Raw genomic sequence first — 14,511 nt, forward strand, 5'->3', positions numbered from 1 at the left:
CCTCCCCGGCACGGGGAGGGGGACCATTCGCGCAGCGAATGGTGGAGGGGCCGCCGCGGCACGCGGCGGGATCCTGCGCTGAAATCGGGCACCGCGCCTCGCGGCGCGGCCCCTCCACCACGCCCCTTGCGCGGCGCGGTCCCCCTCCCCGTACCGGGGAGGATCTTGCGGCGGCCCTTGCAGAACAAAAACGGAACACCCATCTCCGCCAGCGTCCGTCACACCCAGGGGGGAGGGCACGCCCATGCGCGGCACCAAGGCCGATCGTACCCGCGAGAACCAGCGCTTCCTGAAAGCGCTGCGCCGCACCGCCAACGTGACCCTCGCCGCCGAGGCCGCGGGGCAGACGCGCAAGACCTTCCAGAAGCGCCGCGCGCGCAACCCCGATTTCGCGAGCCAGTGGGACGCAGCCCTCGCCTATGCCCAGGCGCAGCTCGCCGCCGGCGCGCCGTCGCCCACGCCCGAGGGCGAGGCCGCGCGCACCGGCGGTGGCGAGTATAGCGTGCGCGCCTCGCGCGGCCGCATGGTGCAGGTGCGCCGCGCCCCCAAGGGGGTGCTGACCACCGAGGGCGAGCGCCGCTTCCTCGCCCATCTCGCCGCCACCGCCAATGTGCGGCTGTCGGCAGCGGCGACCGGCATCGGCTGGAACGCCATCTATGCCCGGCGCCGGCGCTCGGCGGCCTTTGCTCGGGCAATGGAGGCGGCGCTGGCCGAGGGCTATGAACGGCTCGAACTCGCGCTGCTCGACAATGCGCTGCGATCGCTGGACCCCACCGGCGAGGATTTGGGCGCGTGGTGCGAGACCGTCGACGAGACCGACCCGCTCACCTTGATGACTCCGCGCGAGGCGCTGCTGCTGCTCGGCTATCGCCGCCCGGAGATCGTCGAGGGGCGGCCCCACACCGGCTTTGGGGTGCAGCGCGTCTCCCGCGAGGAGGCGCTGGCGCGGCTGTCGCGCGAGCTGGACCGGGTGGAGCGGCGGTTGCAGCGGGACAAGGGGTAGGGGCGGCGCGCAGGGCCCGGCGCGTCGCGTCTCCGGCAGTGCCGCAGGGTCCCCCTTGCGAGGGGTGCGGCACTGCCGTTTAATTCGGCCTAATAGCTTGTGACTGGGGGGGGGGGCGTTTAACCGTGCCTCGCGAACGTCTAATATCGACGAAAGCTGCCGAGTGAGGACCGGCAGGAAATTCTTGTAGGGCGCTAAGGGCGACACCTCGCACCTTTAATTATTCAAGAGCACGGCCGCCAAGGTCACTGCCAACGCGAGCAGCCCAAACCAGATCGCCTTCTTGAGAGAAGCATATTTCTCGGCGCAGACCTTGGAAACGTCGAAACAGTGTTTCAAACGCGCTTCCGTGATTTCTGCAAAATCATGTGCGGCCACTTCGCTGACATAGCTCGCGGCATTGTTTTTTGCGGCGACCGATCCGAAGAACACGATTCCGTCGCCCGATTTTGAAGTTAGCCTTGGCGCGACTACGCGGAAAGAAAAGAACGCTGAAACCACGAGAAGAAGAGCGGCGGCGATAAGCGAGGCGTAAGACAATGACAATGCAGGTGCCAAAAGCGCGGTTTTTGTTTTATCAGTTCCGATCAGATAAACTAGTGCACCGGAGACGATTGCGAACGCCCACGCGGCCTTTGTATCAGCCAAAGATATGTAATTTCTGACGTAAGATTCATGAAATTCTGCAAAATTCTTGTGATGTTCCTCTAGAGTAGGAGCGGGGGATGGTACAATTTCTCCATGGCCTGTTTCAGGTACAGCCAGCGACGGCGCGCTTTGGACCTTTTCCACTATCAGTCTGGGAGTATGTTCGGCGCTGGCCGATTGGTTTTGATTGGTCATGCTGTCGGAATGATCCATCGTCCGCGGTAAAGCCAGAAGGCGTAAGGCACGTTGCTGCCGGTGTAGAACCAGCCCGTCTCTGCCGTTTTAAAAGTAGCGTACTCAGATTGCCATAGTGGAGGTAGGCCCTCGTACACTTTCGTTCCGATCAATATTGTATTCGGATCGGCGAAAGCCAGCATCTTGCTCGCGATATTTGCTGTCGTTCCGATGGCAACTATACCGTTGAAACTACGGGGGACCCCCACTTGCGCGACAGTGATCGGTCCGTGATCGAGGCAAATTCTGAAATCTAGGGGGGCAAGCCCTGCCTTTTGGATCAGCGGATTCACAATGGTCGTCGCCGCGCTGAACATCGTGAGGGCGGCAGCGACGGCTGTCTGCTGTGAGGTAACGCCGCTAGCCGTGTTGCGGGTGAAGTAGGCCATCAGGCCATCCCCCGTGTTCTTCTCCACGGTGCCGCCATAGTCGAGAACGATGCGGATCATCTCGCTGAAAAACAACGATAGGACGCGGAGGTTGTTCTCCTGCTCCATATCTGTCCAAGACGGGCGAGTCGAAAATTTGCTGATGTCCAAAAACATCACTGTAGCATCAATGCGACGGCCCGAGTGAAGTGGGAGGTCGCCGCTGGAAGGGATAACCCGACCTGCCGCAACCTCGCTGCGCTCGCGAATTTTTTCCACCGCGTCGAGATTTCGCGCCATCTGTTTTACAAGGTACGCCCAAGTCAGCTTGTTTGGATCAGACACAGCTATTTCACCTTGTATACCTGATAGCCCTCTATACCGACGTCCTTCCCGTTGAATTCCACTTCTTCACACCGCTCCAGCCATTGTACGTGCACCAGTTCGTAGAGACCGCGCCCGATCCGCAATTCGTTTGCGGCGGCGGATTGTTCGATTTTGACTGCGCGGTTGAGTGCATCGCTTGCCACTTCCGGCGCTTCAAACCCTGTTGCTGGTACAGTGATTTTTCGCAGACGCGCCGCGCCACAATCGGCTCCCACTCTAATGCTAAGTGACGGCAAACCAGCCGCCTCTAAGGCAGGGTTTACTGACCCCCGCAGGATAGCAAGGAATGTAAGTCCAAGATCAACGGTATTGTCGCATTGCGTTGTGTAGCCCTCGCAGTCGATGGTGGCGATAAAGCCGTCACCGGTCGTCTTCAGAATCGCGCCATGAAAGTGACCGACGGAGGTAGCAAGCTCCCTCAGAAAAATTTCGTATGCACGCTCGAAGCCCACGGGGTCGCGGCGGCGCAGGCCACTGCTTCCGCAAATGTCCACAGATAGAAACGTTAAGAACCGCGTGCCTCCTGCGAATGAGAGTTGCGTTTGCGCGCGCGCCTTTTCTGGTGGCGCAACGTAACTTTCGCCGCGAAGCTCGCCGGCGATCGCCCCTTGTCTTACAGAGGCATATTCGCGGGCAGATTCAATGGCCGGTGGATTGTAAAACACGGGTAAGTCGCCGAATTGCGCGACGGCAAGTTCCTCAACGGCCTTCTCTGGGATTATCATGCGAAGAAACTTGTCAAGATAGTGACGCTCGCCGTTCACCTCCACAAGCGCGTAGCGCCTCCTGTGAGGTTGAACGCGAACGGTAACGATCCGAGTCGCGTCATCCGATCGAATTGGCTCAATCTCGAAATCGAAGCGCGCGCGCACCTTACCAGCCGCGTCTTTGTCCCGCCAGTCGTTATCGCGATCTGTGGCCATGGGTCACGCATACTGCGTAGGGAAGAAAACCGATACTCAATTTACTATGTCGCACCAGCGTGTCGGGGGGCGCCGGAACGTCACCATACTGCCAGCAGACGTCAGACTGAGCATTGAATTCCGCATGGTCCGGAGACTCGATATCTTGCGGGCCTAAGCGCCGCAGATAGGCGGCGGCGTACGACGTTTGTTTTCCCACCCGTGTCCCCACGGCAACACAATTTCAATCTTTAACCGAATTGCGCAATCGCCCCCTTGCCAAGCCCGCCCCATGCGTCAGTTTTGTTGCAAACAATGACCGAGAGGGTGCGCCACGGAAACGGCTTGGATCGAGGGGAACCACATGCACGTATCGTACCGACGAACCGCCTGCAGTCTCGCCGCACTCGCGCTCGCCATGGGGATGGCAGCGGCACCCGCCTTCGCCCAGGACGGCACCACCGGCGCCTCCGCCGCGGCGCCGCAGGACGACATCGTCGTCACCGGCTCGCGCATCCGGCGCAGCCCGCTCGATCAGGACAAGCCCGTCGTCACCGTCGGGCAGGAGGAGATTGCGCGCACCGGCCTCACCGCCATCGCCGACGTGCTCCAGCGGCTGCCCAGCGCCGCGGGCGGGCTCAACACCAAGGTCAACAATGCCGGCAATGTCGGCGGGCCGCCGGACGGGACCGGGGTCAGCTCGGGCTCGGCCGAGGTCGACCTGCGCTATCTCGCCGCCAAGCGCACGCTGATCCTCGTCGATGGCTTACGCTTCGTCAACGGCTCGGCGGCGGGCGGCATCCCCGCCTCGGTCGACCTCAACACGCTGCCGGTCAACCTGATCGAGCGCGTCGAGGTGCTGCAGTCGGGCGCGTCGCCGCTCTATGGCTCGGACGCGGTCGCCGGGGTGATCAACATCATCACCAAGCAGGCGCAGGAAGGGCTGCGCGCCTCGGCCCAGTACGGCATGTATCGCCAGGGGGACGGCGATACCCAGCAGTACGAGGCGAGCTACGGCATCCAGTCGCGCGAGACCGGCACCTCGCTGGTGTTCGGCGCGAGCTATGTGAAGCAGGGCGGCGTCTCGACCGGCGACCGCGCCATCTCGCAATTCCCCAATCCGGGGCAGACCGCGTGCACCGATCCGATCGGCGGGTGCAGCGGCACGCCGCCCAATGGTCGCTTCGCCGTGCTGGGGCAGACGCTGGCGCTGCGCGCGCCGGTCTCCGGGCGGCCGAGCTATCCGGCGGACTTCAAGCCGTTCACCGCGGCGGACCGCTATAATTTCGCGCCGCTCAACTATCTGCTGACCCCGTCCGAGCGCTATGGCGGCTTCGTCAACTTCAAGCAGGCGCTGAGCGACAGCGTCAACATGCGGGTCAAGCTGCTGTACAACCACCGCTATTCGCGCACCCAGGCGGCCTATCTGCCGCTCAACATCGGGCCGGACGCGGGCAACGGCAACCTGCTCGACACGATCTCGGTGGACGTGACCAACCCGTACAACCCGTTCGGGGTGACGCTCTCCTCGGGGGCGGACGGCGGCACGGCCAATTACTCGTTCATCGCGCGGCGCATGGTCGAGGCCGGGCAGCGCGTGTTCACCCAGAATGTCGACACCATGTCGGGCACGGTCACCTTCGACGGGTCGTTCGATGTCGGCGGGCGCAAATGGTATTGGGACGTCAACGGCACCTTCGGGATCAACGACGCCAAGCAGCTGTTCACCGGCAACCTCAACGCGGCGCGGCTGGCGCAGGCGCTGGGGCCGGTGAGCGCGTGCACGGGGGCGTGCGTGCCGTTCAACCTCTTCGGCGGGCTCGGCTCGATCACCCCGGCGATGCTCGACTATGTCGCGTTCGACGAGCGCGACCGCAGCAGCCAGCGGATGTGGGACACCACCGCCAATTTGTCGGGCACATTGTTCGACCTGCCGGCGGGGCCGGTGGGGGTCGCGATCGGCTATGAGCATCGCGACCAATATGCGAGCTACGATCCCGATCCGGTGATCACCGCCGGGCTCGGCGCGGACGTGCCGACCAGCCCGGCGCGCGGCGGCTTCGACGTCGACGAAATCTATGGCGAGCTGCGCGTGCCGATCCTGGCGAACACGCCGTTCTTCCACAAGCTCGAGCTCGACGGCGCGGTGCGGCACTCGAACTATTCGTCGTTCGGCAGCAACACCACCTTCACCGCCTCGGGGCTGTGGAAGCCGGTGGCCGACCTGCTGCTGCGCGGCGGCTATGCCGAGAGCTTGCGCGCGCCGAGCATCGGCGAGCTCTATGCCGGGCTGTCGCGCTTCGACGCGACGATCGACGATCCGTGCACGAGTGCGGCGGGGGGGGCGTTCGCCAGCAACGCGACGGTGCGGGCGAACTGCATCGCCAACGGCGTGCCGGCGAACGGCAGCTACAACGAGCCGACCGGCGGCCAGCTCGGCGTCTTCTCGCAGGGCAACACCGCGCTCAAGCCGGAGACGGCGAAGACCTGGACCGCGGGCGGGGTGTACAGCCCGGACTGGGCGCGCGGCTGGTCGAGCGCGTTCAGCCTCGAGGTCAATTACTACAACATCAAGCTCGACAACGCGATCGACTCGGTGCCCGCGACGCTGACGCTGCGGCGCTGCGCGTTCAACGCCGATCCGGTCAGCTGCGCGGCGATCCGCCGGACGAGCAGCGGCACCATCGCCGGGATCAGCGGGCGGCTGCTCAACCTCAACGGCATCCGCACCGACGGGCTGGACGGCACGCTGACCTTCCGCACCCACAAGATCGGCGAGGGCACGATCGGCCTCAACGCCAACGCCGCCTATCTGCTGCGCTACGACGTGGTGCCGCCCGCCGATCTCGGCGCGCCGGCGCTGCGCTATGCCGGCACCGAGCGGGGCAGCCCCGACCAGGCCTATCCGCGCTTCAAGGGCAATGCGACGCTCGACTGGTCGAGCCCGGGCTACGGCATTGCGTTCACCGCGCGCTACATCAGCGGGGTCGACGAGCGCGACGACGTGCACCGGCTCGGCGCGGTGTTCTATGGCGACTTCCAGGCCTATTTCTCGCCGGCCTGGATGAACCATCGCACCCGGCTGACGCTGGGCGTGAACAACCTGTTCGACCGCGCGCCGCCCGCCTGCTTCACCTGCCAGAGCGCCAATTTCGACCCGACGACCTACGACCTGCCGGGCCAGTTCGGCTATCTGCGCCTGTCGTTCGGCTTCTGAGGAGGGGAGGAGGGGCCGGGCGCGATCCCGGCCCCTTTTTCGCGCCCGCGCGACGCGGCGCGCCGCCGTTAATGTTCCAGATCGGTTCGCGGCACTTGACATCGCGACGATGCTTCGGTACAAAACAAGAACGCTCCCGAATCGCGCCCAATTCCGGGCGAGATCGCATCCTGGCTCGTGAGGAGTCCGGCAGCGTAACGCCTGTGCCGCGCAGACAGCGCGCGCGCGGGCCAGACTAGCGACGTTCAATTCAGCCGCGGCCCCCCTCGGGTCCGCGCGCTGCCGTGCATGACCCAACCTTCAAAGCGCCCTGTTTCGGACGAGCCCTAGCGGTTCGCCCGGGCTTTTCGTGCGCGTCGTAGAGGAAAATGACGATGATCAACTTGTCCGTGCAGAATGTGACGACGAACGCCGGGTTCGTCGGCGACACCATCGCGCTGCAACGCCAGCTCAGCGCGACTTCCCAATTCTCGCTTCTCCAGGGCTCGAACGCCGCCGTCGCGCTCGACAGCGACAGCCTCACGCTTTCCGCCGCGCTCGCGATCGGCGAGACGGTCACCGCGCTGGTCGCCGAGACCGACGGGAGCGGCGCCAGCTTCCGCCAGATCGCCTATGCGCTCAACGTCACCGGCGCGGCGTCGTCCAGCGACGTCTATCACCTTGTCATGGTGCGCGGCGCCGACACCAAGGTAGGTGCGGGCGCGGTGAACATGGGCAATTTGCTGTTCGAGCGCGGCTTCATCGACGCGCCGTTCAATGCCACCAGCACCCAGTTCACCTGGCGCAGCGGTACTTCGACGCACCTCACCCTTCCCACCGACGGCCGCTCGCCGACGCCGAGCGAGTCCGGCAAGGCCAACCGGCTGAACGGCGGCGACTATGTCCTCGATTTCACGGCGACCGGTGACGGCCGCACGGTCAGCGGCACGCTGACGATCCAGCGCGATCTGGGGCGGTCGGTCCCGGCCTACACCTTCGACCGCGGCGCACGCACGCTGCCGGCCGAGACGTTCACTGCCAGGTGCTATACCGCGTCGAGCGTCGGCGAACTGCAAGCGATCACTGCCAGCGAAGCGAGCGGCGCGACGATCCTGCTCGCACTGGGGAGCACGCGTCTCGGCTTTTCGACGTGGCCCAGCTATGGAAAATCGCCGGCCACACCCGCGCTGATCCAATCCGAAAATCTTTCTCGGCCGACCAAGGTTGCGCGCGTACACTGCAACAACAACAGCCATTGGCGCATCGACAGTCTGGATGTTTCCGCCTCGGCTTCCGAACTCATCGCTATGGGCAACGGCCAGGATCAGATTCTTAATCTGCAGGGGCAGTCGAACGACGTTCGTGTCACGCGGTGCCGCTTCGGCGTGCCGAATGGCACGGCAGCAAACAACTTTCCTCGCGTTGTGATCGGGACCGACACATCGGCGGGCATGTCGGGCGGTGTGTTCGTCGCGCACAACAGCTTTGACGGTATCGCTACCGGCGGCGTGCGCGCCGGTGTCGACATCGTCGTCGCGTTCAACACCTGGACACGATGGACGCGAGATTCGCTTGCCCATGGCGGTTCCAGCTACCTGGAACTTCGCGGATTTCTATATGAAGGAAATCTTGTCGGGGCGAGTGCGCTGGACAACCCCTATATTCACCCGGACACCGGCCAGTTCCAAACTATCGTCGCGGCAGGCCCGGGCCAGCTGCACACCGGGTCGTACAAGATGTACGACAATTTCACCTTTGGTGGTGCGTCCCAGACCTCGTTCAACGGGCCGGTATTCACCGGCGCCGGCAGCGCCCCGCCGCGCATCGAGTGTGTGATCGACGTGGCCGGAAACTTCCATTCAAGCCTGACCTTCTACGGCATTGGCGCCATGACCAACGCCGATTGGACGAACGGCCAGGGCATGCAGGTGCGCGGCAATACCAACGTGCGCCAGCTGACGGGCGTTACCGGCTCCATCGGTGGCGGGAAGGCGTCCGGCGCCCAGGGCTTCACAACCTGGGATGACTCGGGCACGGTTTCGATCCCGAACAACAACCAACTTTATCCTGGTATGGGGCGCACCTTTGCGGCCAACGCCGCCGTGCAGGTCATCGACTCCTACTATGACGGCGTCGCCCCGGACGGCGGTGTTGACGTGTCGCAAGCCATGTTCAAGGGGCGCAGGCCGTCGAGCGTGGACCCGGTTGGTCTCACGCCAGCCCAAATCAACGACAACAGCGACCGGTTCGACGACCCGAACCGGATTGTTCCGGACTGGTCGATCTACACGCTTGCCGAGCAATATGCGATTATTCGCGATATGTACGCCACCAAGGCCGGCGGCCTGAACGATCGCGGTGACGGGCGGGTTGTCGGCGCATTCTGCGTTCGCCGCAACGGCGCGCCGGCCAAGCGCAACCAGTATGGCACCGCGACGCTCTCCGTCTCGGCGACCGCCGGCCAGGTGAGCGCGACGCTGTCGCGGGTGCTCGGCGTCGACGTGATCTGCGACGTGGTCCGCAACGGTGCCGCGACCGGCGTGGCGATCACCATCCCGGCGGGTCAGACCTCGGCCGGGGGCGCGGTGGCCTTCGCGGCGGGGGACACCATCCTCCTCAAGAACGACTGCGGCCTGCTCAATCCGTCGGTCACCGCCGCGTGATCGGCAGGTAAGCGCGCGCCGGGCGTGCGTGCCTAGCCTCCGCTAGGTGCGTACCGTCCGGCACGGCGGCTGGCGACCGGCGAGGATGCGAACCCCGCATCCTCGCCGGTACGCTCCGCATTTTCAGGAAAAGCGTGCGCTGCCGAACGCCTCGCCGATCATCCCGTGCCCTGGGGGCGCAGCGGCGTGGCACGGCGGCACCGCACAAAAATGGCGGCATGGGCGCTAAAGACAGCCCCAGCCCGCCGCCCCTCAGAACAGCCGGGTCAGCGCGTAGAACAGCGCGCCCACCGCCGCCGAGGCGGGGATGGTGATCACCCAGGCGACGACGACGTTGCTCGCTACCCCCCAGCGCACCGCCGAGGCCCGCCGCGCCGTCCCCGCGCCGATGATCGCGCCGGTGATGGTGTGCGTGGTCGAGACCGGGATGCCCAGCCAGGAAGCTGCGAACAGGATGATCGAGCCGCCCATCGACGCGCTGAACCCCTGGTGCTGCGACAGCTTGGTGATCCGCGAGCCCATCGTCTCGATGATCTTCCAGCCGCCGCTCAGCGTGCCCAGCGCGATCGCGACATAGCAGCTGATCGCCACCCAGTGCGGCACCTCGAAATCACCCTGGAGATAGCCGGTCGAGTAGAGCAGCACGGTGATGATGCCCATCGTCTTCTGCGCGTCGTTGAGCCCGTGGCTCAGCGAATAGGCGCCCGAGGAGATCAGGTGCAGCACCCGGAAGCTGCGCTCCGCCCGGTTCGTCGAGGCGCGGCGGAACAGCCAGCTGGTCAGCAGCATGATCGCCATCGCCAGGATCATGCCGAGCGTCGGCGACAGCACGATCGCGAGCAATGTCTTGTTGAGCCCGGTCCACTGGATGCCCTCGAACCCGGCATGCGCCACGCCCGCGCCCACCATGCCGCCGACCAGCGCATGGCTCGACGAGGAGGGAATGCCCTTCATCCAGGTGACGACGTTCCAGAACATCGCGCCGACCAGCGCGCCGAACACCACGCCCGGGGTCACCAGATCCTGGTCGATCAGGCCCTTGCCGATCGTCTCGGCCACCTTATGCATGCTGGGGAAGGCGATGGTGACGAAATAGGCGGCGAAGTTGAAGAACGCCGCGAAGGCGACCGCATGGACCGGCTTGAGCAGCCGCGTCGCGACCACCGTGGCGATCGCGTTCGCCGCATCGTGCAGGCCGTTGAGAAAATCGAACGCCAGCGCGACCAGGATCAGCCCGATGAGCAGCGGCAGGGCAAGTTCGTGCATGATGGATCAGGCGTGATCGATGACGAGGCCGTCGATCTCGTTCGCGACATCCTCGAACGCGTCGACGATCCGCTCGAGATGCTTGTACAGTTCGCGCATCACCGCGAACTGCAGCGGATCCTGCGGGGCCAGTTCCTTGTAGGCGCGCTTGAGGCCGGCGGCGTGGATGTCGTCGGCATGGCTTTCCATGCGGACGAGGCGCTCGGTCAGCTCGTGCAGCCGGCGACCATTCTTCGCGACGTCGCGCAACAGCGGCATCGCCTCCAGCGTGAGGCGGGCGGCGTCGAGGACGATGCCGGCCATGTCCTTCATCTCGGGCTCGAAATGGCGGATCTCGTACAGGTCGATCGCGCGTACCGTCGCCTGCATCTCGTCGATCGCATCGTCCATCGATCCGATCAGCGCGGTGATCGCGCCGCGATCGAAGGGGGTGAGGAAGGTGACGCGCACCGTCTGGAGCACCTGGCGGGTAATCTCGTCGGCGTCATGCTCGCGCTCGATCACTTCGCGGATATGGTCGGGCCCGCCATGCTGCAGCACCCGCGCCAGCGCATCGGCGCCGGCGACCACCGTGGCGGCATGCGCCTCGAACATCTCGAAGAAATTGCCCGATTTGGGCAACAGGCGTTGGAACCACGCGAACATGCGATTGACCTTTGATTTGTGAACGACGGTGCCGAGCACCCCCATGCGCCGGGTGGCGGCGCGAAATTCCTCGGGCCCGAACGAGCGGATCAGCTCGCGCAAATCGGGCTCGTCGACGGCATTGGCGGCGTCGGCCAGATCGAACCAGCGGCGCTGGCGCTCGCCCTGTTCCTTCCACGCATCGAGCTCGCGCGTGACCGAGAAGGGAAACACCTCGACATCGGCCATCAGCGAGGCGCCGTTGCTGCGCTTCTTGCGATAGCGATAGGAGCCGAGCGGGGTGGGGCAGATCACGCCCTGCACGCCCGCTTCCTCTTCGGCCTCGCGCACCGCGGCGGCGTGCGCGCTGAGCCCGGCGCCGGGATTGCCCTTGGGAATCACCCAGCGCCCGGTCCCCCGCGAGGTGACCAGCAGCACCTGGGTGGACGCGTCGGCCCCCGATCCGAGGGTACGATAGGGCAAGGCGGCGATCTGGCGAATGGCGAGCGGCTCCGTGGGTGAAGGAAGCGCGCGGTGTTACAAGCTTGGCCGGCGATGGCAAGCGGGGAGGGGGTTCGGGTGCGCCGGACGGCGCGTCAGCCGATGCGTTCGGCGAGCACCATCCGCTTGTCGAACCATTCGAACGCCATCCGGCGGCCCATCGGCAGCACCAGCCCGAACCATTTGCCGCTGGCGTCGCTCGGCACCGCCCAATGGCCCTCGTCGCAGCCGAGATGCCGCGCCTTGCCCGCGTCGCCGGCGACGCCCCAGGCCTTCAGCGCCGTGGCCAGCGTTGCCCGCGCGGCAGCTGGTCGCGGGGCGGCGGCGGGGCTCAGATAGGGGCCGGTGCAGACGTCGCTATGGTCGAACTGGCCATTGTCCGGCCCGTCCCAGCGGATCGCGCCCGAGGCGTCGCTGTTGCCGGTGACGGTCAAGCTCGACCCGACCATGCCCATCTCGTCCTCGAGCGGATCCTGGTTGCCGGGATTATATACCTTGATCACTCGCCATGTGCCGACGATCTGGCAGGGGCTTTCCGGGGCGCCGGGATCGCAGTCCGCGGCGGCCGCCGGCGGGGATGTGGCGGGCGCCGGGGTCGCCGGTGCTGCGGGCGCCGAACGGGCGGCGTTGGCCGCAGCGGCGGCGGGTGCCTGGCGCTCCCCGGCGCCGTCGCCGTTCGCCGCGCCGCAGGCCGCGAGCACCAGCAGGGGAGCGAAGACGATACGCATGCGAAGTCCTTACCGGCTGGCGTTTACCAGCACATAGCTAACCGACGACTGGCGGCCAAGGCCGGCCAGCAGCGCGTTGAAGTCGCTCGGCCGCAGCGTCTGGCAGCCCGCCGACCCGGTCCCGCCGTTGCCGCCCTGATGGAGCAGCATCGAGCGGCCCGCGCCGCGACGGTCGAGCGTGTCGGCGCCGGTGAAGCGGCCGTCCTGGTTGCTGTCGCGCAGCGCCGTCTGGGTCGCGGTCGCGCGGAAGAAGCGGTTGCCGGCGAAGGTGCCCGCTTGCCGTTCGTAGCGGTAATTGCCCTCGACCAGCCGGCCCAGCTCTTTGCGACCGTCGCCATTGACGTCGACGCCGTAGCCGCGCGCCGCATAGACGCCCGCCGGCTCGGTGTTGCCCTGGAAGACCTGCGCGCGGTAGCTGCCATCGGCCTGGCGCGAGACCAGGGCGATGGTGTCGTCATATTCCCCCCGGCCGCCGCCGGCCTGCAGCGTCGAGTCATGGCGCACCGCCACCAGCACCGCGCGGCCCGCCGCGAGATCGGCGCGCGCCTGCGCATCGCCCGAGCGGTGGATGACCGCCGCGAAGTCCGCCCCGGTGCGCGGCGCGCCTGCCGTCGTGCCCGCGACCGGCGCGGTGCCGCCGGTGGTCGCGGGCGCCGGGCGATCGAACAGCGCGAGCGCCTCGCGCCGTTCGTTGGGATAGCGTTCCTGGGTGATCGAGCGCAGCTGGGCCGCCTCGGCGGGGGTGTAGCTGCCGCTGGCCGCGAGCCCCTGCAGATAGGTGGTGCGCTCGGCATAGATGTTGGAAACCAGCGCGCGATCATAGTCGGGCGAGGCGCGCCCGACCTCGCGATCGGTGCGCTGGATGGCGGCCTCGAGCAGCTGGGGCGCGCGGGCGTGCTGGACCGCGCTCGACCAGGTCGCCTGCTGCACGGCTTCGTGGCGCGTGCGCAGGTCGAGGCCGGTCGCGTCGCGTACCTTGCCGACCGCGGGATCGTAATGGGTGCGCTCGATGAAGGCGTGCTGCGCCGCGCGGAAACCCTGCGGATCGCGCGCCGCGATCGCGTTCCACTGCTGGTTGAAGCTTGCGCTGCCGATGTTCGGGCCCAGCGCCGCCGACCAGCGCGCGCCTTCGTGGCGCAGGAACGACTGGAGCGTGCCGGCCCTGGACGACAGCTGGTAGACGCCGTAGGAGACGCCGCCCGGATCGCCGTTGCCGCTGGACACGGTACCCGGGCCGCGCCCGCCGCTCTCGTAGCGCTCGGAGACGCTGCCGAGCGGCACGGGGGCGCCGCTGGGGTTCGCACGCTGGCCGGTGGGCTGGGGGTGCGGAACCGCTGCGGCCGCGCCGCCGCCGAGGCGCAACACCTGGCCGGGCTGGATGCGGTTGGGATTGTCGATGTCGTTGATCCGCGCCAGCGTCGCGACATCGGTGCCGGTGCGTGCCGCGATGCCCGACAGCGTCTCGCCCGGCTGCACAAGGTGGGTAGCGGCGGTGGCGGCGCTGTCCGGCAGACGGAGGGTCTGGCCCGCGGCGATGCGGTCCGGATTGCTGATCCCGTTGATCCGAGCGAGCGTCTGCCAATCGGTGCCGAGCGCTGCCGCGATGCTGGACAGCGTGTCGCCTTGCCGAACCGTATAGCGCGGCGGCGGTACCAGCCGGTCGAGCGGCGAGCCGCCCGCCATCAGGCGATCAAGGGGATGGGCACCCGTCTCCGCCGTCGGCGGCGTCGGCGCGCTGGGCGCCCCTTGATTGCCGGTGCGCGTGGCTGCGGTTGCTTGCAACATGCTCGGACCTACTCTTCCCGTCTGCGGAAGCCCTTCGATACAAGGCCTCGCCCGAGCGCCCCATCAACGAATCGATTAGGTCGCGCGCGCCGGCACCCGGCCGCCGGCCGCGACGGCAGTGCCGGCACCCCGACCTGGTCGAGATGATGGCGGCAAATCGCGGTTCTCGCGACGAAATCGCTCTAGAATGGCTCTGTTCGTCAGGG

Annotated in this window: 10 protein-coding genes; 3 read left to right on the forward strand and 7 right to left on the reverse strand. The window is 66.4% G+C overall.

The genetic code is table 11. The features are described 5' to 3' along the window. The first annotated feature begins 244 nt into the window (after positions 1–244). Entirely contained in the window at positions 245–1,003 is a 759-nt protein-coding gene (locus CA234_RS14740; protein ID WP_126002054.1) for a hypothetical protein, read from the forward strand. Between the two features lie 216 nt (positions 1,004–1,219). Here CA234_RS14740 and CA234_RS14745 read toward each other — a convergent pair whose 3' ends face one another. From CA234_RS14745 to CA234_RS14755, 3 genes are read right to left on the reverse strand one after another with little or no spacing between them, the layout of a single operon-like run. Beyond that, the gene (locus CA234_RS14745; protein ID WP_126002055.1) at positions 1,220–1,846 is read right to left on the reverse strand and encodes a Pycsar system effector family protein; all 627 of its coding nucleotides are present in this window, start codon (positions 1,844–1,846) and stop codon (positions 1,220–1,222) included. Continuing rightward, entirely contained in the window at positions 1,843–2,598 is a 756-nt protein-coding gene (locus CA234_RS14750) for an adenylate/guanylate cyclase domain-containing protein (protein WP_126002056.1), read from the reverse strand. Before CA234_RS14750 ends, CA234_RS14745 begins: the two co-directional genes overlap by 4 nt. A 2-nt stretch (positions 2,599–2,600) precedes the next feature. Further along, entirely contained in the window at positions 2,601–3,563 is a 963-nt protein-coding gene (locus tag CA234_RS14755) for a hypothetical protein (protein ID WP_126002057.1), read from the reverse strand. A 343-nt stretch (positions 3,564–3,906) separates the two neighbouring features. Here CA234_RS14755 and CA234_RS14760 point away from each other — a divergent pair, with 343 nt between their 5' ends. Together CA234_RS14760 and CA234_RS14765 are read left to right on the forward strand one after the other, a co-directional pair. Then, complete coding sequence (locus CA234_RS14760) at positions 3,907–6,759, forward strand: TonB-dependent receptor (RefSeq protein ID WP_126002058.1); 2,853 nt, start codon at positions 3,907–3,909, stop codon at positions 6,757–6,759. Between the two features lie 368 nt (positions 6,760–7,127). After that, a complete protein-coding gene (locus CA234_RS14765; RefSeq protein ID WP_126002059.1) occupies positions 7,128–9,401 on the forward strand; it encodes a hypothetical protein in 2,274 nt (757 codons plus the stop codon). A 252-nt stretch (positions 9,402–9,653) separates the two neighbouring features. Here CA234_RS14765 and CA234_RS14770 read toward each other — a convergent pair whose 3' ends face one another. The 4 genes from CA234_RS14770 to CA234_RS24390 all read right to left on the reverse strand — a co-directional run bounded on the left by CA234_RS14770 (position 9,654) and on the right by CA234_RS24390 (position 14,305). After that, positions 9,654–10,667: an inorganic phosphate transporter gene (locus CA234_RS14770; RefSeq protein WP_126002060.1), complete on the reverse strand. Its 1,014-nt coding sequence runs from the start codon at positions 10,665–10,667 to the stop codon at positions 9,654–9,656. Positions 10,668–10,673: 6 nt separating this feature from the next. After that, positions 10,674–11,774, reverse strand: coding sequence for a DUF47 family protein (locus CA234_RS14775; protein WP_206431207.1), 1,101 nt, complete (start codon positions 11,772–11,774; stop codon positions 10,674–10,676). Positions 11,775–11,887: 113 nt separating this feature from the next. Beyond that, on the reverse strand, positions 11,888–12,520 hold the full coding sequence (locus CA234_RS24625; RefSeq protein WP_206431208.1) for a hypothetical protein: 633 nt from the start codon (positions 12,518–12,520) through the stop codon (positions 11,888–11,890). A 9-nt stretch (positions 12,521–12,529) separates the two neighbouring features. Further along, complete coding sequence (locus CA234_RS24390) at positions 12,530–14,305, reverse strand: LysM domain-containing protein (protein WP_164521826.1); 1,776 nt, start codon at positions 14,303–14,305, stop codon at positions 12,530–12,532. Between the last annotated feature and the right edge of the window lie 206 nt (positions 14,306–14,511).

Source organism: Sphingomonas sp. ABOLE (genome assembly GCF_003950455.1).
Taxonomy (GTDB): domain Bacteria; phylum Pseudomonadota; class Alphaproteobacteria; order Sphingomonadales; family Sphingomonadaceae; genus Sphingomonas; species Sphingomonas trueperi.

Excerpts from the sequence above, each read along its gene's own strand:
- CA234_RS14755 (WP_126002057.1), bottom strand. The coding sequence starts at position 3,563 with ATGGCCACAGATCGCGATAACGACTGGCGGGACAAAGACGCGGCTGGT.
- CA234_RS24390 (WP_164521826.1), bottom strand. The coding sequence starts at position 14,305 with ATGTTGCAAGCAACCGCAGCCACGCGCACCGGCAATCAAGGGGCGCCC.
- CA234_RS14745 (WP_126002055.1), bottom strand. The coding sequence starts at position 1,846 with ATGACCAATCAAAACCAATCGGCCAGCGCCGAACATACTCCCAGACTG.
- CA234_RS14770 (WP_126002060.1), bottom strand. The coding sequence starts at position 10,667 with ATGCACGAACTTGCCCTGCCGCTGCTCATCGGGCTGATCCTGGTCGCG.
- CA234_RS14740 (WP_126002054.1), top strand. The coding sequence starts at position 245 with ATGCGCGGCACCAAGGCCGATCGTACCCGCGAGAACCAGCGCTTCCTG.
- CA234_RS24625 (WP_206431208.1), bottom strand. The coding sequence starts at position 12,520 with ATGCGTATCGTCTTCGCTCCCCTGCTGGTGCTCGCGGCCTGCGGCGCG.
- CA234_RS14765 (WP_126002059.1), top strand. The coding sequence starts at position 7,128 with ATGACGATGATCAACTTGTCCGTGCAGAATGTGACGACGAACGCCGGG.
- CA234_RS14760 (WP_126002058.1), top strand. The coding sequence starts at position 3,907 with ATGCACGTATCGTACCGACGAACCGCCTGCAGTCTCGCCGCACTCGCG.